The 21939-nt window shown below is 43.6% G+C and carries 28 protein-coding genes; 7 read left to right on the plus strand and 21 right to left on the minus strand.

What is annotated here, in order from left to right:
• Positions 1 to 34 precede the first annotated feature (34 nt).
• Positions 35 to 265: a hypothetical protein gene (locus tag MKY14_RS09820; protein WP_036688596.1), complete on the minus strand. Its 231-nt coding sequence runs from the start codon at positions 263 to 265 to the stop codon at positions 35 to 37.
• Between the two features lie 205 nt (positions 266 to 470).
• Between MKY14_RS09820 and MKY14_RS09825 the strand changes: the two genes are divergently transcribed.
• Complete coding sequence (locus MKY14_RS09825) at positions 471 to 647, plus strand: hypothetical protein (RefSeq protein ID WP_155288145.1); 177 nt, start codon at positions 471 to 473, stop codon at positions 645 to 647.
• 602 nt (positions 648 to 1249) lie between these two features.
• Here the strand turns inward: MKY14_RS09825 and trmD are convergent.
• The 8 genes from trmD to MKY14_RS09865 all read right to left on the minus strand — a co-directional run bounded on the left by trmD (position 1250) and on the right by MKY14_RS09865 (position 7372).
• On the minus strand, positions 1250 to 2041 hold the full coding sequence (trmD, locus tag MKY14_RS09830) for a tRNA (guanosine(37)-N1)-methyltransferase TrmD (RefSeq protein WP_076307759.1): 792 nt from the start codon (positions 2039 to 2041) through the stop codon (positions 1250 to 1252).
• The gene (gene rimM / locus MKY14_RS09835; protein WP_076190860.1) at positions 2041 to 2565 is read right to left on the minus strand and encodes a ribosome maturation factor RimM; all 525 of its coding nucleotides are present in this window, start codon (positions 2563 to 2565) and stop codon (positions 2041 to 2043) included. The genes trmD and rimM overlap by 1 nt, the downstream gene beginning before the upstream one ends.
• Positions 2566 to 2654: 89 nt before the next feature.
• Positions 2655 to 2885: a KH domain-containing protein gene (locus MKY14_RS09840; protein ID WP_036688600.1), complete on the minus strand. Its 231-nt coding sequence runs from the start codon at positions 2883 to 2885 to the stop codon at positions 2655 to 2657.
• Between the two features lie 22 nt (positions 2886 to 2907).
• Positions 2908 to 3180, minus strand: coding sequence for a 30S ribosomal protein S16 (rpsP, locus tag MKY14_RS09845; RefSeq protein WP_340976386.1), 273 nt, complete (start codon positions 3178 to 3180; stop codon positions 2908 to 2910).
• A 54-nt stretch (positions 3181 to 3234) separates the two neighbouring features.
• Complete coding sequence (gene ffh, locus MKY14_RS09850) at positions 3235 to 4623, minus strand: signal recognition particle protein (protein WP_248548846.1); 1389 nt, start codon at positions 4621 to 4623, stop codon at positions 3235 to 3237.
• A gap of 21 nt (positions 4624 to 4644) precedes the next feature.
• Complete coding sequence (gene ylxM / locus MKY14_RS09855) at positions 4645 to 5001, minus strand: YlxM family DNA-binding protein (protein ID WP_036688609.1); 357 nt, start codon at positions 4999 to 5001, stop codon at positions 4645 to 4647.
• A 149-nt stretch (positions 5002 to 5150) separates the two neighbouring features.
• Complete coding sequence (trhA, locus tag MKY14_RS09860) at positions 5151 to 5798, minus strand: PAQR family membrane homeostasis protein TrhA (protein WP_036688612.1); 648 nt, start codon at positions 5796 to 5798, stop codon at positions 5151 to 5153.
• 56 nt (positions 5799 to 5854) lie between these two features.
• Positions 5855 to 7372, minus strand: a complete 1518-nt coding sequence (locus tag MKY14_RS09865; protein WP_036688614.1) for a carboxypeptidase M32 — start codon at positions 7370 to 7372, stop codon at positions 5855 to 5857.
• 162 nt (positions 7373 to 7534) lie between these two features.
• On the opposite strand from MKY14_RS09865, the gene MKY14_RS09870 reads away from it, so the two are divergent.
• The 4 genes from MKY14_RS09870 to MKY14_RS09885 all read left to right on the plus strand — a co-directional run bounded on the left by MKY14_RS09870 (position 7535) and on the right by MKY14_RS09885 (position 9350).
• Entirely contained in the window at positions 7535 to 7876 is a 342-nt protein-coding gene (locus MKY14_RS09870; protein ID WP_076127099.1) for an iron-sulfur cluster biosynthesis family protein, read from the plus strand.
• 14 nt (positions 7877 to 7890) lie between these two features.
• Positions 7891 to 8451: a beta-class carbonic anhydrase gene (locus tag MKY14_RS09875; RefSeq protein ID WP_036688619.1), complete on the plus strand. Its 561-nt coding sequence runs from the start codon at positions 7891 to 7893 to the stop codon at positions 8449 to 8451.
• Between the two features lie 174 nt (positions 8452 to 8625).
• The gene (locus MKY14_RS09880) at positions 8626 to 9057 is read left to right on the plus strand and encodes a hypothetical protein (protein ID WP_081383222.1); all 432 of its coding nucleotides are present in this window, start codon (positions 8626 to 8628) and stop codon (positions 9055 to 9057) included.
• A gap of 8 nt (positions 9058 to 9065) precedes the next feature.
• Positions 9066 to 9350, plus strand: a complete 285-nt coding sequence (locus tag MKY14_RS09885; protein WP_036689115.1) for a YxcD family protein — start codon at positions 9066 to 9068, stop codon at positions 9348 to 9350.
• A gap of 48 nt (positions 9351 to 9398) precedes the next feature.
• Here MKY14_RS09885 and MKY14_RS09890 read toward each other — a convergent pair whose 3' ends face one another.
• From MKY14_RS09890 to MKY14_RS09920, 7 genes are all read right to left on the minus strand, one after another.
• On the minus strand, positions 9399 to 10415 hold the full coding sequence (locus MKY14_RS09890) for a S66 family peptidase (RefSeq protein ID WP_340976387.1): 1017 nt from the start codon (positions 10413 to 10415) through the stop codon (positions 9399 to 9401).
• A gap of 160 nt (positions 10416 to 10575) precedes the next feature.
• Positions 10576 to 10953 carry a hypothetical protein gene (locus MKY14_RS09895; protein ID WP_036688624.1) on the minus strand — a complete coding sequence of 126 codons (378 nt, stop codon included), beginning with the start codon at positions 10951 to 10953 and terminating at the stop codon, positions 10576 to 10578.
• Positions 10954 to 11033: 80 nt separating this feature from the next.
• Positions 11034 to 11384: an Asp23/Gls24 family envelope stress response protein gene (locus tag MKY14_RS09900; RefSeq protein WP_340976388.1), complete on the minus strand. Its 351-nt coding sequence runs from the start codon at positions 11382 to 11384 to the stop codon at positions 11034 to 11036.
• A gap of 28 nt (positions 11385 to 11412) precedes the next feature.
• Positions 11413 to 12519 (minus strand): AI-2E family transporter, encoded by a 1107-nt coding sequence (locus MKY14_RS09905; RefSeq protein ID WP_076304589.1) that lies wholly within the window; start codon positions 12517 to 12519, stop codon positions 11413 to 11415.
• 41 nt (positions 12520 to 12560) lie between these two features.
• Positions 12561 to 13979 (minus strand): sensor histidine kinase, encoded by a 1419-nt coding sequence (locus tag MKY14_RS09910; RefSeq protein ID WP_076182735.1) that lies wholly within the window; start codon positions 13977 to 13979, stop codon positions 12561 to 12563.
• Positions 13957 to 14664, minus strand: a complete 708-nt coding sequence (locus MKY14_RS09915) for a response regulator transcription factor (protein ID WP_340977039.1) — start codon at positions 14662 to 14664, stop codon at positions 13957 to 13959. Before MKY14_RS09915 ends, MKY14_RS09910 begins: the two co-directional genes overlap by 23 nt.
• Positions 14665 to 14819: 155 nt before the next feature.
• Positions 14820 to 15659, minus strand: coding sequence for a DegV family protein (locus MKY14_RS09920; RefSeq protein ID WP_036688632.1), 840 nt, complete (start codon positions 15657 to 15659; stop codon positions 14820 to 14822).
• 170 nt (positions 15660 to 15829) lie between these two features.
• Between MKY14_RS09920 and MKY14_RS09925 the strand changes: the two genes are divergently transcribed.
• Positions 15830 to 16054, plus strand: a complete 225-nt coding sequence (locus MKY14_RS09925; RefSeq protein ID WP_076190853.1) for a hypothetical protein — start codon at positions 15830 to 15832, stop codon at positions 16052 to 16054.
• 308 nt (positions 16055 to 16362) lie between these two features.
• Here MKY14_RS09925 and MKY14_RS09930 read toward each other — a convergent pair whose 3' ends face one another.
• The 4 genes from MKY14_RS09930 to MKY14_RS09945 are packed head-to-tail and all read right to left on the minus strand — an operon-like array spanning position 16363 to position 20628.
• The gene (locus MKY14_RS09930) at positions 16363 to 17160 is read right to left on the minus strand and encodes a PHP domain-containing protein (protein WP_305953529.1); all 798 of its coding nucleotides are present in this window, start codon (positions 17158 to 17160) and stop codon (positions 16363 to 16365) included.
• A gap of 34 nt (positions 17161 to 17194) precedes the next feature.
• On the minus strand, positions 17195 to 18028 hold the full coding sequence (locus MKY14_RS09935; RefSeq protein WP_076100351.1) for an energy-coupling factor transporter transmembrane component T family protein: 834 nt from the start codon (positions 18026 to 18028) through the stop codon (positions 17195 to 17197).
• Positions 18015 to 19757: an ABC transporter ATP-binding protein gene (locus tag MKY14_RS09940; RefSeq protein ID WP_076127112.1), complete on the minus strand. Its 1743-nt coding sequence runs from the start codon at positions 19755 to 19757 to the stop codon at positions 18015 to 18017. The genes MKY14_RS09935 and MKY14_RS09940 overlap by 14 nt, the downstream gene beginning before the upstream one ends.
• Positions 19750 to 20628, minus strand: coding sequence for a cell division protein FtsQ (locus MKY14_RS09945; RefSeq protein WP_076127114.1), 879 nt, complete (start codon positions 20626 to 20628; stop codon positions 19750 to 19752). Before MKY14_RS09945 ends, MKY14_RS09940 begins: the two co-directional genes overlap by 8 nt.
• 181 nt (positions 20629 to 20809) lie before the next feature.
• On the opposite strand from MKY14_RS09945, the gene MKY14_RS09950 reads away from it, so the two are divergent.
• A complete protein-coding gene (locus MKY14_RS09950; RefSeq protein ID WP_076127116.1) occupies positions 20810 to 21643 on the plus strand; it encodes a MurR/RpiR family transcriptional regulator in 834 nt (277 codons plus the stop codon).
• Positions 21644 to 21674: 31 nt separating this feature from the next.
• Here MKY14_RS09950 and MKY14_RS09955 read toward each other — a convergent pair whose 3' ends face one another.
• On the minus strand, positions 21675 to 21935 hold the full coding sequence (locus MKY14_RS09955; protein WP_036688642.1) for a helix-turn-helix domain-containing protein: 261 nt from the start codon (positions 21933 to 21935) through the stop codon (positions 21675 to 21677).
• Positions 21936 to 21939: the final 4 nt, after the last annotated feature.

Consider the following 21939-nt stretch of genomic DNA (forward strand, 5'->3'; position numbering starts at 1 on the left):
GGATTAGCGGACGGTCTGTTTTTGCATCATCATATCAGATTAATGCAATAGCCAACAGCGTGAACAAGCTGAGAGTTAAAATATTGTCAGCAGCATAAGGGTAACCAAAAAATGCAGAAGTCTGCACAGGTCCATTGGACCCTGTTCTTAAGTAAACATTATATCTGTCCACATCTGTAATCACACCTTCATGCTGTCTGCCATCAGTAGTCAGGATACGTACCCTTCTATTCTTACAACGTAAGCAATTATAATAAGCCTCCACTAGTGTACTCCTCCTCATTCGTAATGATATACTCTATGGTGAGGAGTACAGGTCGGTAACGGCTAAGTTACATAGGTCATTTGTTTGGATCGATATTTACTTTCCGTTCTCTGCATTTTTTGTATTCCCAAAGGTTATATATAAGGAAAGACATATTTTCGGCTTATTATCCGTACCATCCTATCCATTCAAGGAGGCCAATCGAATGAATGTAGCACGTAAACAGTTTATTAAGGAAGGCGTACTGCGTATTACCATCTTTATTATTTTATCATCGCTTACCTATACCGTTCGCAACTATGCATGGGCAGTTACTGTTCTCGTATGTTTTGCGCTTTACGCTCTACTTACAGGAGTATATCGCCTCTTTCGCAAAGAGTAGAATGCGCCTCCACGAATTTTTATAGTTAACCAAACGCCCCCTTTCCAAAGAGTTTTTAATTCTCCTTGAAGAGGGGGCGTTTACATTCTGATCAGAATCACAGGGTTTGACCTCTTAGTAGAGCACAATAAAACCATTAGATGTAGTGAACTTTCGTTCGCTATACTCTAATGGTTTTATTGGACTTGCTTATTCATACTTAATTATTAATCTTATATGTTCAAGCTTTAAAGGGCGAATGGGAATTACGATTTGCGATTTGTATAATAATCGATAATATCATTCACGGTGCGGAGCGGCTCCGCATCTTTGTGGATCGTGTCCACGCTAGGCTTGAATTCCTCACGCGTCTTCGTAGTCACTTCAGTTCATTCCTTTCAATAGTTAAGCTTGCTGCATCGTAAGCTGCATATAGTATTACGCCACCTCTATCTATTACCCCAAATAGAAGAGTTCAACGCACCTATGCTCATTTGTTTTGGAAATTACGCAAAAAAATACGAGATTATAGCCCTTCTTATACTTAAGTAAACATAACAAAAACGCCTCCTTAACGTAAGATACGTTAAAAAGACGTAAAATATGCCTGTTTTATTAAAATTTTACTCCGGCTTGATTTCATTTTTCAGACGTTCCAGTGTTTTCTTGTCTTTCAATGTTAGTTCTGCACTTTCGAGCAAATCAGGTCTACGTTCAAGTGTACGCTGTAACGCTTGCTCTCTCCGCCATACTTCGATGTTGGCGTGATGGCCACTCAGCAACATATCTGGTACCTTCCAGCCGCGAAATTCAGCGGGTCGAGTGTAGTGAGGATATTCCAACAGCCCTGTACTGAACGAATCCGTGATCGCAGAGGTTTCATTTCCAAGCGCCCCTGGCTGTAGCCGAACTACTGAATCAATAACCGTCAGTGCTGGTAGTTCTCCACCCGTTAGCACGTAATCGCCAATCGACAGTTCATCTGTAACCAGATGCTCCCGTATCCGCTCATCGTAGCCCTCATAATGACCACATATAAAGATTAGATGCTGCTCTTGTGCCAGTTCCTCAGCAATCTTCTGATTATAGGTCTTTCCTTGTGGGCACATAAGAATGATGCGTGGCTTCACAGAGGAAGGCGACGGGACTGCAGATTCAGAACCCTTCTCCAAAGGACTAGCCTCGATCCCCAATACATGTTCTACCGCTGCAAAGATCGGGTCAGGCTTTAGTACCATACCCCCGCCCCCGCCATACGGTGTATCATCCACACTGTTGTGCTTATTTCCTGAGAAATCACGAAAGTTCACAGCATTCAAAGATACAATCCCTTTTTCGCGTGCCTTACCAAGAATACTTGTGCTAAATACGCCTTCGCACATCTCCGGAAAGAGCGTTAGCACATCAATTCTGATCATGGCAATAGTCCTTCCATTAAGTGAACCGTAATTCGTTTGGCCTCAATGTCCACGTTCAGCACTACATCGTTAATTACAGGGATAAGGATGTCTTGACCTTTAGCAGGCTTAACAACCCACACGTCATTTGCACCTGGCTGTAAAATTTCCGTAATTGTGCCAAGCGGTTCACTTCCAGCATCATCCGTATAAACTTCACAGCCAACGATTTGGTGGAAGTAATATTCGTTCTCTGGCAGTTCAACCAGATCATTACTTGGCACCTTAAGCAAACTTCCCTTATACTTTTCCACTTCGTTAATATTGGTATATCCCTTAAGCTTAACGATAAACATACCCTTATGCTCTCGAGCGGATTCTACAGTCACTTCGAATTTTGCACTGCCATCCGCAGGAATGACGAACAGCTTCTTGTCTTTAGCGAAACGAACCTCAGGAAAATCGGTATGGGATAATACTTTAATCTCCCCGCGAATTCCATGTGTATTCACAAGCCGGCCTACGGTTAATTCTTCCGTCATATAACCCTCTCCTCTACAAGCTTCATCTATATATTTGAACAAAAAGGAGCCGGGATATACTATCCCTAGCCCCTCATTGTACGCATTATTTAAGATAAAATATCTACAGTTACGCGTTTATCGCTCTTGACTGCTGCAGATGTGACTACTGTACGGAGCGCCTTGGCGATCCTGCCTTGCTTGCCGATGACCTTTCCTACATCATCTGGATGTACGGACAGCTCATAGACAATCAAATGCTCTTTCTCCACAGCCCGTACCGTCACATCTTCTGGATGATCCACTAAAGCCTTAGCAATTACTCCAACTAATTCTTCCATAGAGGACCCTCGCAATCAGTCATTATTTCTGTTGCTTAAGCTCATGAAACTTCTTCATCACGCCTGCTTTGGAAAGCAAGTTGCGGACGGTATCAGATGCTTGCGCACCTGTTTGAAGCCATTTAAGAGCTTTTTCCTCATCGATCTTAACTACTGCCGGTTGTTCAATCGGATTATAATAACCGATTTCCTCGATAAAACGACCGTCACGAGGGGACCGGGAATCGGAAACCACTACACGATAGAAAGGCACTTTATGCGCTCCCATTCTTTTTAGACGAATACGTACTGCCACGAAAAATCACCTCCTTATAATAGTTTCCAACATTAGTTGGTCAGACATTCAAGATCATTTAAAAGGGAATTTCAGCCCTTTTCCACCACCAAGACCTTTAAGCTGCTTCATGGCATTTTTCTTGGAGGCTTTGCCGCCTCCGCCCATCATGCCGGAGAATTGCTTCATCATCTTACGCATCTCATCAAATTGTTTGATGAGGCGGTTGACCTCAGCGACTGAGGTTCCGCTGCCGGTTGCAATACGCTTGCGGCGGTTATGGTTAATGATCTCAGGCTGTTGCTTCTCCGCCTTAGTCATAGAATGAACTATGGCTTCAACGCGTCCCATTTGCTTATCGTCGACCTTTAAATCTTTAATGCCCTTGGCTTTGTTCATACCCGGAAGCATATCAAGAATTTGATCGATAGGGCCTAGCTTCTTCACCTGATCCATTTGCTCTAGGAAATCGTCGAACGTAAACTCTGCATTACGCATCTTACGTTCCATTTCTTTAGCCTTGTCAGTATCAATGTTCGCCTGGGCTTTCTCAATCAGCGACAGCATGTCGCCCATACCCAGAATCCGCGAAGCCATACGTTCCGGATGGAACGGCTCCAGCGCGTCGATCTTCTCCCCTAAAGCGGCGAATTTAATCGGGCAACCGGTAACAGCTTTTACTGACAGTGCAGCACCACCACGGCTGTCGCCGTCGAGTTTCGTCAATACGACCCCTGTAAGCTCAAGCTGCTTATTAAAGCTCTCGGCTACATTCACGGCGTCTTGACCCGTCATAGCATCTACTACAAGAAGTACTTCATCAGGATTTACAACATTGTGAATCTGCTTGAGTTCTTCCATTAGTTCTTCATCAATATGCAGGCGGCCTGCAGTATCGATAATAACATAATCAAGTCCGTTATCCTTCGCATGTTGTACAGCTTGTCTGGCAATTTCTACCGGACTAGTCTCATCACCAAGCGAGAATACAGGAACCTTAATCTGTTCTCCCAGCACTTGCAGCTGCTTGATAGCAGCAGGCCGGTAAATATCTCCCGCAACCAGGAGCGGACGATGATTGCCCTTCTGTAACAGCTTAGCTAGCTTACCCGAAGTGGTTGTCTTACCAGCCCCTTGTAGACCCGCCATCATAATGACGGTCGGTGGCTTGTTCGACTTGGCCAGCTTCGCTTGGCTTCCGCCCATCAGCTCGGTTAGTTCCTTGTTGACGATGTCGATAATTACCATGCCAGGCGTAAAGCTGTCCATGACTTCCTTGCCGATGGACTTTTCTTTCACCTTAGCCACGAATTCTTTAACTACCTTGAAGTTAACATCGGCTTCCAGAAGGGCTAACCGCACTTCACGCATAGCTTCGTTTACGTCTTCTTCGGATACTTTACCTTTTCCGCGTAGCTTGCTGAACACATTCTGCAATCTTCCGGTTAAACCTTCAAACGCCATATGCAGATTTCTCCCTTCATGCTACTCTAACCTCTGCAAGCGATCCACGATCTCCGCGAACCGAAGTTTATATTGCTCAGGCAGCATCCCATTCTCCGGCAGTCTGCGCAGCTCTTCTAAATATTTAGTACGACTCTCATGTTTCACTAATAATCCAAGTTTTTCTTCATAATTCTCAAGGACTTGCTCAGCCCGCTTAATATGCTCATAAACAGCTTGGCGGCTGATTTCAAATTCAGCGGCGATTTCTCCCAAGGAAAAATCATCGTGAAAATAATATTTAAGAAACGTTTGCTGCTTATCTGTAAGCAGTCGTTCATAGAAGGCAAAAAGCAAATTGATACGATTCGTTTTCTCGAGCCTATTCTCCTGACTCATTAAGGACAACCCCTTCGTCAAGGAAAAACACTTTACACCTTCACAACGTCCCTTATGATACCTAAAAGAAAGAGAGATGTCAAGCACTTTTGCTTGTCATCTCTTTCTTTATTAAAAATCCATATTATCCGCGATAAATCCGCTTGAAATTATTGGATTGGCAGTACATAAATCAATATGGCGAAGAAATGTGTGACACTGCCTGCAAGAACAAATACATGCCAGATCGCGTGATGGAACGGAAACCCTCTCCACACATAAAAAACTGTGCCTAGAGTATAAAGCACTCCGCCAGCCATCAGCAGAATCATACCACCGTCCGCTACAACTGCCGAAAGAGGATTCCAGGCGATAACAATCAGCCAACCCATAGCAATGTAGAATACCGTAGACATGAACAAAAACTTTTTAACAAAAAACGCTTTGAAGAAAACGCCAAATACTGCGATCCCCCAAATGACTCCAAATAAACTCCAGCCAAGTGTTCCCCGAATAGCTACTAGCAAAAAGGGAGTGTACGTGCCTGCGATAAACAGATAAATAGAGGAGTGATCGAAAAATTCGAACAAATCCTTCGCCTTGCCCTCTTTGAGACTATGCACAAGTGTTGAATTGAGATACAGAAGCAGCATTGTCGTTCCATAAATGGAGAAGCTGACCACATGCCATGCCGTTCCTTTCAGACTTGCAAAAACAACAAGCAGGACAAGTGCAGCGACGCTTAATACAGCTCCGATCCCGTGCGTAATCGCATTCGCGACTTCTTCTCTCCGGGTGTAGGTGTGAGTATTTGCCATATCCATATCCTTCCGTCTAAGCTTTCTTTCTATTATACCACGCGGACCTCACTGGATTACAGTTTGTAAATCTCCGTGTATTTCTCCTCCAAATAATCAGCCAGATAATCTGGACTGAGCGGCTCACCTGTTACTTGTTCGATAATTTGCGAAGGGGTCAGACTTTTTCCGAAACGGTAGATTTTTTCTGTTAACCATTCTTTAATCGGCAAAAGATTTCCCGCAGCAATCAATTCATCGTAGTTCGGCAGCTCCTTGCGGAGTGTATTCAAGATTTGGGCAGCATACATATTTCCCAAAGAGTAGGATGCAAAATATCCGAAGTCTCCACCGGACCAGTGCACGTCCTGCAATACACCAAGCGCATCATTAGGCGGTGTAATACCTAAATATTCTTGATATTTAGCATTCCATACCTGAGGCAGATCTTTGACAGATAGACCTTCATTAAAAATAAGCTTTTCGATCTCGTAACGCACAATAATGTGCAGATTGTATGTAAGCTCATCTGCTTCAATTCGGATGAATGAATTTTCCACACTGTTAATAGCCCGGTAGAAATCCTCTACATCTACATTAGCAAGTTGCTCTGGGAAATGCTGCTGCAGATCACCGTAATAACGTTGCCAGAACGCACGGCTGCGGCCAATCATATTCTCCCATAGTCTCGACTGAGATTCATGAATCCCCATCGATGCGCCTTGAGCCAGCGGTGTTCCCACTAAATCTTGGCTGATATTTTGTTCGTAAAGCGCATGTCCACCTTCATGCAGTGAGCTGAAGACGGCGCTAGTCACGTTATCAAGTAAATAAGCGGTCGTAATACGAACGTCACCTGGATTCAGCCCTGTAGCAAAAGGATGCACACTCTCATCCAAGCGGCCTGCGTCGAAGTCATAGCCCATTTGCTTCAGAATAAAGTTACCAAACTTTTGTTGCTGCTCTTTAGGGAAAATCTGCTGCAAGAAGCTGGTATCTGGTTTATTAGGTGAAGCAGCGATAGCTTCCACTAACGGAACCAAGCGGCTGCGGAGGCGACTGAACACTTCATCCACCTTTTCTACTGTGAGATCAGGCTCATACATATCTAGTAGCGTATCGTAACGTGTGCCATTAACACCCCAATAATCGATGAACTCTTGTTTCAGAGCTACGATTTTACTCAAATAAGGTTCAAATGTAGCAAAGTCATTGTTCTCCTTAGCTTCTTCCCAGATCGTTTGGGAATGAGCAGACAGGACAGCGTACTCTTCAAATCTTTTGGACGGAATACTCTTACTGCGCTCATACTCTTTGCGGCAATCGTTGACGATCTTTTGTTGATTAGCTGTAAGCTGGCTCAACACTTCTGGACGGCTGAAAAATGCTGTAAAGTCACCCATCTCCTGTGAAATCTCAAGTCTGAACAATTCTCCACTCAGCATCCCAATCGTACCTGAACGAACTTCTACTCCCTTACGTGGTGCACCTGTGCGCAAATCCCAGTGCATTAATTCTATGGCCTCTGAATATCCACTAATTTTTGCTAATAACTCGCTGAATTGTTCCCATCGTTCCTTTACTTGTTGTTCCATTCTACTCCACCTGCTTTCTCTGTTTTACAGACTCCTCTTGATGATACTTTTTTGAATGAGTATAATCAACTTCAGAGATACATCTCTAATTTTAAATATTTAATGAGTTACATAAGAAGCAGACCATGCTTCGAACAAAAATCAAGGAGCGTGAACAGGGCTATGATGATTCAAGTTACACCTCTCGCAGAAAGGAAGTTGAAGGAAAGGCTTGGAGATCAGCCAGGATTTTTCAAGCTCTTTTATGATACGGTAGGCTGCGGGTGTGACGGAATTAATGTGTTACTGATTGTTTCAGAAGTGGAGCAAGGCGATTCTAGGATAGAGACGAATTCTCTTCCCTTTATCGTAAGCCGGCAACAGGAAATCTTTTATGAAGACAAGATGCGACTCGATGCAGAGGAACGTTTCTCTTCCTATAAGCTGGTCAGTGATTCTCAGATTTATGGCAACAATATCATGGTAAGAGATATGCGCAACGTAAGTACAATTCAAGGAATTTGAGGGAGGAAGCTAATATGAGCCACGTATCAGAAATTATTAACTTTAATAAAAGTTTTGTAGAGAATAAGGACTATGAAGCTTATTTAACCAGTCGTTATCCTGACAAAAAAATGCTGATCATCACCTGTATGGACACTAGACTCGTTGAATTATTGCCGAAAGCCATGAATTTCAAAAATGGTGATGTCAAAATCATCAAAAATGCTGGTGCGGTTATTTCTCAACCTTTTGGTAGTGTTATGCGTAGTGTAATGGTAGCTCTATATGAACTAGATGCTGAAGAAGTAATCGTGGTTGGACACTATGAATGCGGTATGGCCTCCCTCAATGCGGACCATATGATCAATTCCATTAAAGAACGTGGAGTATCTGAAGAAGTGCTGTCTACACTGGAGAATTCCGGAATCAAACTTACAAAATGGCTGCGTGGGTTTGACAATGTCGAAGAAGGGGTAATTCAGACTGTGGACCTGATTAAACGTCATCCACTGCTTCCTCCTAATGTACCTATCCATGGCATGATCATCGATCCGGCAACCGGAGCGCTTGAGCTTGTCGCTGATGGGTATAAGTAACGAATGACGACTCTCTAACTGCTGTTTGCGTGGATCCTGGATCCACGCTTTTTTTGTGTATAAAAGTATAAATTATGATAAATAAAATTGAAACCTTGTGGGGCATGTCTGCGTATTACCGACCATACACAAAAATTCATGCTCACAGGAGGGTTTTCGTACTAAATGAAACCAATGAAACGCGTAATGATGATTCTAATGGCCTTCACTCTGTTTTTTGCAGTGGTTGCTCCAGACTTTGCCGATGCACGTCGAGGTGGCGGCGGATTCAAATCCGGCACTCGCAGCTATTCAACAACTCCAAAAAAATCAACAACAACAAATAACATCAAAAAAAGTGACAGCACTAAAAGTTCCACAGCAGGATCTGCTGCAAATACAAAACGTGGCTTCTTCAGCGGCGGCAGCTTAATGAAAGGCATGATGATCGGTGGTTTGGCTGGATTATTATTCGGTGGAATGTTTGGTGGAATGGGAGCTTTTGGTGACTTCCTAGGCTTTGCCGTTAATATGCTAGCTATCTATGTATTGGTTATGCTCGTGATGTCCTTCTTCCGTCGTAGAAAAGAACGTCGCCGCTTAGAAGAACAGGATGGTCGTTACTAATGTCTACAATTGTTCTAAGCATGGATGAGATCATCAATGCCCTCTGTCTGCACATGGCGGAACGAAAGGCTGTTCGTCCAGAGGATGTTCAGGTAGAACTGAGCTGGGAAGAAGATACCGGTTACTCTGCAGAGGTTTGGGTACAGGGCCGCAGTCAATTTCTAGTGGAGTCCAATATGATTGAAGCGATCTTGCGTTACATGCTCAGCGAATATGGTGTTCGCGCCTATCGTGAAGATGTAAGACTGGACCTGGATGAGGAAATCACAGCGATTGTAAATACAGGGAACTAATGATAGTAAAAGGGACAACCCGAGGGGTTGTCCTTTTTTGATATAACGCTATTCATAGAAATATTGCTTTACCGTCCCTACTCCGTCTGCCACTTCAATTTCTGCATAAGCTCCATTAATAAAAGTAACCTGCGGCGGGACATGACCACAATCGATATCATAAACGATCGGTACCTTAAGCTCTTCAAATAGTTCAGCATAGATATCCTCGGCAGTATAGTTATCCACAGGCCGATTAGCTGGACTTCTGCCAAACATAATCCCCGAACAATTCTCAAACCACCCTGCCAGCTTCATCTGCACTAAAGATCTGCGTAAATCCGCTGTGTTCAATTCACAATTTTCCAAATACCAAACAATAGGTTCGTCATGAATCATTTCTTGCTGAAAATGCTGGAGCTTTCCATAAGGTGTGCCGATCAAATGCCTAATTACATCTATACAACCACCCAACAGACGTCCTTTCATCGTTACAGCATCTGTAGTTAGAGACTTCCAATAAGTCTCCTCTGTCAAATGAAAAACGCATGGCGAAGGCACATCATGCTGCCATTCCCGCTGATATTTAAGAGATGAATGCTGCACAATGGACTCACCCACTGGTGTCTCTAGAACCGCCTGCCAGAGGGCTGTAGTATCATCCGAATACTCTCCCCGTAAATCAATGAGATTCGCTCCGTGGGCAGTAGCCAACCCGGTTGTCAGCGTGACCGCAAGCAGCAAGACGCTTATATCTGAATATCCCACGATCCATTTGTCCTGCAAAGCATCAAAATCAATAAATTCCAGAGCTTCAATTAACAATTCCCCGCCCCAAGGCGGAATAAGGACATCGATTCCATCATCTTTGATCATCTCATTAAACTCATGACCACGAACTTTGGCTGGTGCAGATTTAGCCTTATCTTGCTTCCATGCCGTTTCGCCGATAATGACATTAAATCCTTGCGACTTCAACCGGCTGGAGGCCAGTGTTAGTAGTTCTGCATTTTGAATGCCTACTCCAGATGAAGGTGCTGTAACGCCTATCGTCGCATTTTTTTTCAAAAAAGGGTATCTAATCATATGCCACCTCCCAGAGTTTGTACCCATTATATCCCTAAAGTGATAATGAGAACACCTTCTTCTAACACATACTTTACGCCTACAAAAAAAGGACCTGGCGGGATGCGTCAACGTATGACCGCAAATCCTGCACATGTCCTTCTTCAATTAAACCCAAACACTAGATTAAAGAGATAGCAAGCAGTTCAAACAACACAAGCGGTAAAATCACATTATTATTGTATGGGGGACCTGGATAAGGTCCTGGATATGGGCCAGGTCCCGGGCCCGGATGAGGATGATACGGCTGATGAGGGTTGTAAAACCCGCGGGGCATTTGCCCATTAGCTGCAACGTTCAGATACAAGTGTTTATTATCTACTCCGGCTATAACGCCTTCATGTACAAAGCCATCTATTGTCTGTACGTTCACCTTATGGTTAAGGTATGGCTTGCAAGATTGATGTAGGGAATCGCGGACACCGTGCAGGTGCCGGATCACAGCAGGATCAGCCTGATAAATCACATTCTGTTGCTGCCCAGTGTTAAATGTCGACATGGATGTTCTGACCTCCGTAAATGGATTTGCTCCATTCTATGCAGAAGCCTAGATTACGGTGCCTATTAAATGGGCTATTCTTAGAATGGCAGAGCGACCTTCTCAACCTTAACATTTACAGAAACTAGAGACAGTCCCATCATATTTTCAACAGCATTTCTTACATTTTTCTGCAGTATATAGCAGACCTCTTGAATCACACATCCGTAATTAACTATGACCTGAAGATCGATGGCAACATCCACTTCTTTTACTTCAACGGACATTCCTTTTTTTACATTTTTACCGCTTAGACGTTTAGCCCAGTTGTCCGAGATACTGCTTCCTGACATGCCGGCAATACCCGGTGTGTCCAGAACCACTTGCCCGACGATCGAAGTCACCACATCATCTGAAATATGAATTAGTCCTTGCTCCGTTCCTTCATTCATAGAAATCCCTCCATAATGTTTTATTAACTTAAGAGATATCAGGACTCTCCTCTACCTCTATCTCTACCCGGCGTTGCTTGACAAACAAATAATAGGCCTTGGTCAAGACGATTTTAACAATCATATACAGCGGAATAATCAGCAATATCGCAATGATCCCGCCTAAATCACCGCCAACTAATACCAGGATAATCGTTGTCAGTGGATGAATATCGAGCTTTTTCCCAAAGATGTAGGGAGCGATTAAATTATCCTGTATCTGCTGCGCTACCAGAACAATGATGATGGACCAGACGGCTATAGACGGCGATTGAATGAATCCGATGATGAAAATAGGGATACTAGACAGTATCGCACCAATAAAAGGCACGAAGTTCATCACAACTGCGATTACAGTCAACAGCAATGCATATTGCAGGCCGATAATAAGGAAACCAATATACATCAGAACGCCTAAGGCTAAATTAACAAGCACCCGGCCCACGATAAAGCCACTAAGCGCACTGTCGATTTCAGTCATCATTGTAGTTCCTTCTTCACGATACTTCTTTGGAAAGAAACTTACAATCTTACGTCCGAATTTCCCACCTTCCTTAAGCATGTAGAATAACATAATCGGAAAGGTGAATAAAATGATCGCGAAATTCGAAACAAAAGAGAACAATCCTGATACGTAATTCGTTAATAGCGTAAACCCTTTATTCAAATAATCCGTCAATGTGGAGGCTGGATTCGCATCAGCAGGGATCAACGCAGACAGAAATTCATTATCTTCTAGTTTCAATAGCTGTTGATTCAAGGAGGCAATGAGATTCGGCATATTATCGACGAAATTAACTAATTGTGTGCGAAGTGAAGGCCAAACGCCGATAATAAAAGCAAACAGAAGCACTAAAATAACTACATATACGATGATAATCGCCAAAGAACGATTCAGCTTATATTTCTCCAAGGTATCGATCAGTGGCCGCAGCAGGTAATAAAAGAAACCCGCCAGCATTAAAGGCACTATAATGACACTGAACAAAGACAGGATCGGTGTGAATAAAAAATCTACGCGTGAGCCTAAATATACAATGCCTAACACTAAAAGAATCGCTAGACAAACTCTGATGAAATTGTTCAGTTTAGCCATAGTTTCTCTCCCGTCTTCTGATTTGGATGTCTTCCAGCTCGTTATTTCGGAATCCGGATGGTGAATACCGTAGGTTCCTTCTTTCGGCGACTGAGATGAAGCGTACCCCCCATTTTCTCTGTATTTTTCATAGCTATCGAGAGACCTAGCCCTGTTCCTCCCGAAGCTGTCCGCGCTTTATCTCCCCGAACAAACGGATCAAACATTGTGGACCACAGCTCTTCTGGAATACCCACTCCAGTATCAGCGATTTCAATCGTGACTTCTTTCTCCAAAGGAATCACCTCCACACGCAAATGTGTGCCTGGAGGATTATAGATCAGTGCATTGGAGATCAAATTATGAACCACACTCGAGAGCAGTTCCGCATCAAAGTTCAAAAACACATCCTCTTCGGGAACATTTAGATGCAAAACAAAGTTCTTTTGTTCAATCTCTCCGTAGGTATCTGCAATGATTTCACGAATAAATTCGCCCAGTTCTTGATGCTCCATTCGTAGCAAGAAATCCGGTGAATCTATTTTTAACAGCTCCAGCATGTTCTGAATCAGCTTAGTAACCTGTGAGGATTTATTATAAATATAGCTTAAATATCTTTTTTGCCGTTCTTCATCCTCGCCTCTACCCTCTACAAGCGCCTGTGCAAAGCCCTGTATACTCGTTATCGGTGTCTTCAGATCATGGGACAGATCAACCATCATCCGTTTCTTACTTTCCTCTGCCTGGCGTTTTTCTTTGGTCGTCTTTTCAATTACGTCTGCCATATAATTAAAAGTCTCTCCAATTTGCGAAAATTCCTTCTCTGCATATAAAGCGATTCGAGTATCATAATTCCCCTGAATCATCTGCTTCAACCCAAGAGTGATGATACGCAGTGGTTTCCTGATTCGCCGCGCCACCCAATAGCTGTACACGATAATTAGCAAAAGAATCATTCCCACACCCAAAAAGACGTAGTATGAAAGCGAATGATTAAAGTAGGCCACGAAGGGATCACTATTAATGGTGATGGTGATAGCTTCCCGCGGCAGCTTCAAGAGCAGCCACTCCGATTCGCTCTGAGCATTTAGCGTGGTCAACGAATAAAAGTAAGCTTGATCTTCTCCATTTTCCAAACTTTTTAAAAGCTGGTTACTGGTATATTGGGTTACACCGTCTTTTTTTTCTCCAACAACCTTGGTGACCTTCATGTCTTGATCCAAGACCTCGATCCATCCCCCGCTACGCAGAAGACGTTTGGTTTCTATCCCATGCTCCAGATTATCTCGATAAGCACTAGCTTCCACCTTCAAATCAGGATCAGCGATTTTATTTTTTTCAAAAATATGGGTCACATCAAGATTAATAAACAAATAATATACAATCACGAGAAAAAACAAAATACAGATAAACAACAAAAAATCCAGCGTCAGCGATGATTGTAAAGGTCGTTGATCTCTATTGCTCCATAGGCGCTTCAATTTTGTATCCCAGCCCTCTAATAGTCTTTAAATATACTGGCTTTTTGGAATCTTCCTCAATTTTTTCCCGGATATTGCTGATATGTACCATGATACTATTATCTTCGTACACATAGAAATCTTCCCACACGGCCTCATAGATTTTTTTGCGTGTAAAGACTCGTCCAGGCTGCTTCATCATTAGTTCCAAAATTTTGTACTCGGTAGAAGTAAGCACCACTGGTTCACCTGAACGATAAAGCAGACACTGGCTTTGATCCAGTATTAATTCACCTAATACAATCTGTTCAGCTTCTTTTTCCTCAACGACTTGCGCATCGAAATGATGTACACGCCGCAGCAGTGCTCCAACACGGGCTACTATTTCTAATGGATTAAACGGTTTGGAAATATAATCGTCGGCTCCTAGTTCAAGACCCAGAATTTTGTCATGATGTTCGCTTTTGGCGGATAAAAATAACACTGGAAAATGATGCACCTCGCGGATCTTTTTCAATAATTGCAGTCCATCCAGACCCGGCATCATAATATCCAGAATTGCCAAATCAACTTTATGGTTCTGTACCTGCGTTAAGGCTTCAGTACCACTGTTTGCTTCCAAAATGTTGTACTCTTTCTCTAAATATAATCTTAGCAATTCCACAATTTCTGCTTCATCATCAGCGATCAATATTGTATACATGATAATCCCCCCATCTAACTATATTCTGTGATTATTAACAGAGCCTAAACACAATCTAAAGAATAGCTAAATTATCACATAGTAATAAAATAAAAATCGCACACGGGAAACCGTCCCATGTACGATCGTAATTTGTCTGGATTGTGAGGATCACTACTTTAAAAAGCTACGCCAATTCCGCCTTCCCCAGCATAGGTTCCCATAACCGGCCCCATGCTTGAGAGTAAGACTTCTTTGAAGGGATGCTTTAGTAAAATGCGTTCTTTAATCTCGAGTGCCAGCTTCTCACAATTACTGTGTACAATAGCGATAACCGCTTTCTCGTAATCATGCTGCTTCTCATCCAAATGCGCTAGCAGACGATTCAGTGCTTTTGGAAGACCCCGGGTCTTCTCCACTACTTCGACAGTGCCTTCTTCGCTGATTTTGAGCAGCAACTTTATATTGAGTACAGACGCTACGGCTCCCGAGAGCCGACTTAGACGTCCGCCTTTCATTACATTCTCCAGAGTGTCCAGCGTAAAATAAGCGTTAACTTCCTCTATCTGCTGAAGTACCTTTTCCTTGAGCTCTTGCAAGCTTGAACAAGTTAAGGACCACTGCGCCGCCAGGCCGACAATCAATGACAGCCCGCCTGAGAAGTTTTTGGAATCTATAACCTCTATTGCATTGGTATGTCCTTCATCCTTATACATTTCCATAGCAATCATAGCCGTCTGATAAGTGCTACTAATATTAGAGGACATACAAATGACCATAATGTCAGTTCCCTCCTCCACTTGCTTGAACTTCTCAAGGAATTCGTTGGGACTTGGACTAGCTGTGGTAGGCAGCTCCTTGGATTCGCGCATTTGAGCATAAAAGCTTTTCGTGTCCGTATCTGCCGGCATTAACTCATGCCCAAAATGAACCGGTAGGTGGATCACGGAAACATTATACTTCTCCATGTAGTCAAGGGGTAGGTCTGAACCGCTGTCTGTTATGATCTTGATTGCCATAATATAAGTACTCTCCTTTCAATATCAGTACTATTATAGCCACCATAAAATGAAATCTCCAGTAACCTTTATAACTTGAAAAATTCTTCGATCTGTGTTATGTCTTTCTTCCTTAACTTGTCCTTATATGATATGGTTTATGAATAAGCGTATAGAAATGGAGTGTATGTATGAGTAAGGGTAGAGTATGGAACAGAGGCAAACATGATGGTACAGGACTATCGAGGAAAAAAACTGTAGATCAAGAGGGTGCAGCTTCTACTGAAACTGAATCTACAGAACCTTCGAATGAACCTTCCAATTCAAGAATTGATACCGTAAAACCGATGAATCGCACGAATTGGGTGACCAGACCCACCCGAGTCAGCAATAAAGATTCGAAAGACAAACGATAATTCATACATTCTAAGATTTGAGGACCCAGATGACGTTATTGGCAAATTTCCAGCCTTTTGAGCAGAGTTTCGGACTCCAGAGCCGTTATTCCGTAGAATGAGGTTCATATATGGTGTTTTCCGTGCCAATAGTGGCTATGGAGTCCGTTAGCATCCCAAATGCGGAGTAAAACTGCGTTTAAGGTCATCTGTGTCCGATAGTTATCTTTGTACATGCAAAAGTAATGAAATCCAGCGAACAACAAAAAGGGTTGTCCCAGTAGCCATTTCATCATTTCATGGCTTATGGAACAACCCTCTTCTATTTTCTACGCCATATATCCTAACTCCGCTTCATCTCTGGAGGGGGCTTCGCCAATTAACTGCTTCAATAGTTTTTTCATCATTACCGAAGCCTTTACTTTGGTATGAAGACACGGAGAAACCTCTATTTCATAGTTCCCTTGTTTGATAGCTTCCTTCAATTCTTCCACAGTTGAGCAGGAGTCTTGCAGACGATTCACAACACTGCCATACTGCAAACACTGATGACTGTCACTGCCAGCAATCACAGGCACACCCAGCTTCTCAGCAAAGGGCGTGATCAGGTTCTTATAAGTCTCCACCCCCTGCATGTAAATATCCTTAGCGTTGAAATCAAAAGCATCTAATCGCTGAAGCAATGCCGGATCCAGTTGATGTAAAGGCGTAGAAGTTCGGAAGGGGTGGGCTCCGATTTTCCAAAGATTATGTTCATCGGCCATATCAAGCAACTGCTTAAACGGTATGAAATTCCCCTCCTGCGTATGCTCATCTAGTAAAGCGCGGACAGCTAGAACATTCTCCTTCAGTCCGATCAACAGGATGTGACCTGTCTCCGCGATATCCACTTCCATGCCTGGAAACAGTTTAAGTCCGTTCACATCGTAATAATGCCCGTTATAGGGATAAGTCTGATCCAGCGCATCATACATCGCAAAGAAATTAGAAGTATTAAAATGCTCGGTCAATGCTACAGCCTGTAATCCATTCGCCTTGGCTTCGAACATCATCTCCGCAAAATATTCGGGTGAAAACGTAGATTTCTTAGATAATTTACCATGGGTATGCAGATCAATATTCATCATGTCTAATTCGTCTCCTTTGAGCTTGTAAGTTATGTTAATACACCAGTTCAGGGTAGAGATAACCAATACAGAATATCAAGATGACATAAGCAGTGGATCCGGATAAAAAGTACCAGTCGGACCGCTTCATTTTCAAATAAGATAACTTGATCTTCTTCACTTTCTTATTATTAAGGCCGTAGCTAAATCCCCGAGTCTCAAGTGCTTCAATCGTTGTTCGAGAACGTTTAGCTGTGTTCAACATGAGCGGGTAAAATGCCAGAATGACGATTCGCAAATAATACGTTATTGTTCGCCAATAGAAAATTCCATGTTGAAGCGGTCGTTGCCCTCTCAATCTAAAGGAAAGTAGGATCTGATGGAATTCCTCTAGTAAAGTAGGCAAAATACGATAACCATAAGATAAGCTGAATGCAAAAGTATCAGGGATTCCTAAGGACAGTAAGCCGTCACTAAGTCGTTCCGGATCAAGACTAGAGAAAACCGTAATACTCGCCAGCGAAATCACCGAAAGCTTAAGCGTCAGTGTCAGCATAGGCAGCAAGGATTCAATCCCCCCGCCGAAAAAGAGCGACAATATAAACATCCAGCCAATCTGGCTGATCAAGCCGAGACATAATATAAAAATAATATAGGGGCTGACCCGGGAGAGGACGGTTGTTAAAACCATAAGCACGAACATCCCTAACAGGATTGTCCGGTTATGTACAAACCAAGGCACGATGGCAAAAAAGAGATACCAGAGCAGCAGGGTTCGCGGGTCCAGCCTGCCCAGAAAAGTGCTGCTGCTGTTATATGCGGTCCCGAGTAACTCCAATTTGATTTGTTCTACAGATATACGGTCAAGTGCCCGTTTAACGGCTTCCATGGATTGCAGCTACCTCCTTCTTTTCCACTAAACTCACAAACTCTTCTAAGCTACTGCAAATTCTAGGGAGACCGAGCATACGACTTAGCTCCATCAATTGGGTCTGGGCCAGACCCGCACGCCGTAAAAGAAGGCCGTCAGCGAAAATTTCATCCTTCGTCCCATCCGCAATTATCCGCCCTTGATGCATTACAATTATTCTGCTGGCCCATTCAGAGACAAGCTGCATATCATGAGTTGCGATGACGACCGTCTTCACATGATTACGAAGCGTCTCCAGCACATGTACCATTTCTTGTTTGGTCGAAATGTCCAGATTAGCTGTCGGTTCATCAAGCAACATGATAGCAGGCCTAACCGCGGCACCAATCGCCAAGGATACCCGGCGCTGCTGCCCTCCACTTAGCAGTCGGGCATCCCGTTCAGCCAGCTCGCTTAAGCGAAATGCCTTTAGCATCTCATCCACTCTTCCATCCGTATTTGGTAGTTTCCGCGCCTTCAGATAATAAGCAATTTCCTTACGCACAGAATCCTCGATAAACATTTCCTCCGGATTCTGGAATACGTAAGCTACCGTACCGGAGAGACGTTCAGGCGGCAGCCCGTTCACCGTCATTTCTTTAACCTTTACGGTTCCAGCTGTAGGTCTGACAATACCAGCAATCAGCTTCATTAATGAAGATTTACCTGCTCCGTTGTTGCCAATAAGAGCAATGGACTCTCCCTGCCGCAGTTCTAGCTGAATTCCATTCAGTACAGGATGCAGCACCTTATGAATCGTACGGTAAGAGAGGTGAACATTCTCCAGCTGAACGATAGAATTTTCTTCTTTTGCAGCTATGGGGAGCTGCTCTTGCATACGTCCGATTGGAAGTGTCTCCTTGGCATCCTGACGTAGCGTCATGCGGGTACTGCCTTCCTCAGCATTTAAGGGAAGCCGCCTTGTCTTCTGATCATCGGGCTGTAGCAGCCAAGCCGCCCGGGTCACATCCGGTGGGTATATGCCCAGCTCTAGCAATTCTTGTACAGATGACAAAGCTTCACGCACAGGCTTCTGCCAGCGCATTTTACCTTGATCCATCAGGACAACATTTTTGCAATAATCCGCAATAAATTCCGCATGATGCTCAATCACTACAATGGTCTTTCCATGCTCCTCATTCAAACGCTGCAAAATATCATAGATATGACGGGCATGCTGCGGATCCAGCTGGGCTACGGGTTCGTCGATCACCAGAATTTCCGGATCCATAGCTAGGGCTCCAGCCAGAGCGAGCAGATGTTTTTGCCCACCACTTAACTGCCAAATAAATTCATGCCTCAAGTCACTAAGTCCGGTTAACGCCAGCGCACGCTCTCCCCGTTCCTTGTAATCCGTAAACCCATAATTTAGAGGTGTAAAAGACACATCATCAAGCACTGTCGGCCGTACCAATTGATTCTCGAAATCCTGATAAACATAACCGATACGCTTGGACAGCTCTGCTACACTTTTTCCATCCGCAGATTGGCCGCAAACTGTCACCTCTCCACTGAAATCACCAGTGTAATAATGAGGAATTAAGCCGTTAAAGCATTTGCAGAGAGTAGATTTCCCGGAGCCATTACTGCCGATGATCGCAATAAAATCTCCTTCTCCCAGTCGTAAGTCTACGTCTTGCAGTACTGGTTGTTCGGCTCCCGGATACGTAAAGTTAATTTTGTTCAATTCAAGAATTGTATTACGCATCTGCTTGACCCGCTTCCTGTCTTTTTCGTGCCGAACGCCGAAGCAGTGCAATAATCGCCGTTGCCGCTACTACAGCCGCCACCAACATACTGAGCCAAATCAAGGTCTTTTCATTCGATTCCGCCCCTGCAAGCTCAAAATCACCGAAGTTCCAGCCCGATTCCGATAACAATTCCGAACCCACTGCTACCATCACTAGAAAGGTTCCGGCAATGACCAGCTTAGGAGATAGCCATGCTCCTGTTGCATATTTCATATTCCGCTCACGTGGCTTCATGCCGAGCAATGGTTCAATTTTTCCATATAAACGCGGAACCAGATACATAGTAGGAATTAGCGCGAACAAAATGCCGGAGAAAAGGACATCATTCAAGAACCCTACTCCCTCAATTACAACGATACTTTCTGCCAGTCCTTTAACAGCCTCTAGCTCTTCTACCCCTACCCATACCTTCACAATATCTATAACGGAGCTAAAAAACTGGTGAATCGCCACGCCGGTAATCGCAGCCACTCCAACCTGTCTACGATTCTTCGGATCAGACACCATGCGGCCTGCGGTATACATCGCCAGTGAGAAGGTAATGAATTTCTCCAGCTCCCCTAAACCTCCAAATTGGCCTAACATCAATTCCCCGAAGATTACCTCACCAACAGCTGCTCCGACCGCCGCATATAAGGGGTGAAACAACATACATAATGTCAAAGGAATGAAGGCGAAATATTCAATGGATAATTCAATCGGGCCCAGTTTGATCCCAGGCACTAGCTCGGTAAACATATTGGACAACCCGTAAAGCGACATCGACAGTACAAAAATCATCATTTTTTGTGACTGAGTCAGTGTGTAACGCGTTTTTATCGTGCTCATGAAATATTTGGCCTCCCAATAAGAATTTATCTTCATTATAAGAAGGCCATGTCATCACAGCTTTTTTCATTTGTTAAGTGAGAGTAATATTTTTTTCAATATTTTTAACGTTGTAAAAATATTTACAACATATTCGCACGTTATATTCTATCTATCGCATCATCATAGGAGGATTGAGAGATTGTATAAAGATTGGAACCACCGCGCTTTTTCGCCTAATCAACGGATAATTGCCGACTTTATTCAAAAAAATGAGCAACGTGTGGTCTACATGACCGAACAAGAAATGGCAGACGAGCTGCATTTGAGCATCGCCTCTGTTTCACGGTTCTGGAAAGCTGCGGGGTACAAACATGCCAAAGATTTTAAAAACCGGCTCCGTTTCCGCTTTGAATCCACACCTTCTGTAAAAATGCGTGATGCCATGCAGCGATCAGACGATACCTCACTCCCTCAACTGCTGCTGGACAATTGCTCACATCATTTGCAAGAAACACGCCGCTATTTAAGCGACGATGTACTAAAGCGTGCAGTAGATGCAATATCTACAGCTCGGATTATTTATGTATATAGCCCTGGACCTTGCGCCGGATTAGCAGAGCTAATGATCTATCGAATGGCGCGTTTTGGTCTTCAAATGAAAAAAATGGCCCCCAGCGGCCATGAGCTGCTAGAGACCTTAATGCATGCTGACAAACAAGATGTCTTGCTTGTCTTTGGATTTGTGCAAATACTGCCTGAGATTGAAGTCATACTGAACCATGCACGTGAAGCAAATTACCAGGTCATCCTGATCACAGATAGACTTGTCTACCCGCGATCCCAAGATGCAGATATCGTGCTTTATGCGGGGAGAGGTGAGGTTTGGGAGTTCCATTCCATGGTTGGCCCCACCTATATTATTGAGAATCTGATCCTTGGAGTGGGATTAGCGAATAGGGACAGTAGTCTAAGCAAGCTGGATAAATTGCAGCAATTGCGCGCGCAGTATGGGGGGAAGCTCCCACGGAGTTAGGTTTAGATTTGACTGCAAGGATAAGGGGAATTTAATTCATTCCTAAAGCTTCTTTAATTTGTGGGATAGATAAACCGTTTGCTTTCATTTCTTTGATCCAAAGAATGCGCGCGACGGTTTCTTCTCTTTTATATCTGCGTGTTAAATTCTCCTCTGCCTGTTCAAAGGGCAGCATGCCTTCTTCTGTATAATGTTTGAGTGTACTATAACGAGCATTTGTGATTCTTACTAATTCCCCTATCGATACATATTCTGACGCCATAATATTCTCCATGGATCGTTGTCTAGACATTGAT

The organism is Paenibacillus sp. FSL R5-0887, from assembly GCF_038002305.1.
Lineage (GTDB): Bacteria > Bacillota > Bacilli > Paenibacillales > Paenibacillaceae > Paenibacillus_AQ > Paenibacillus_AQ odorifer.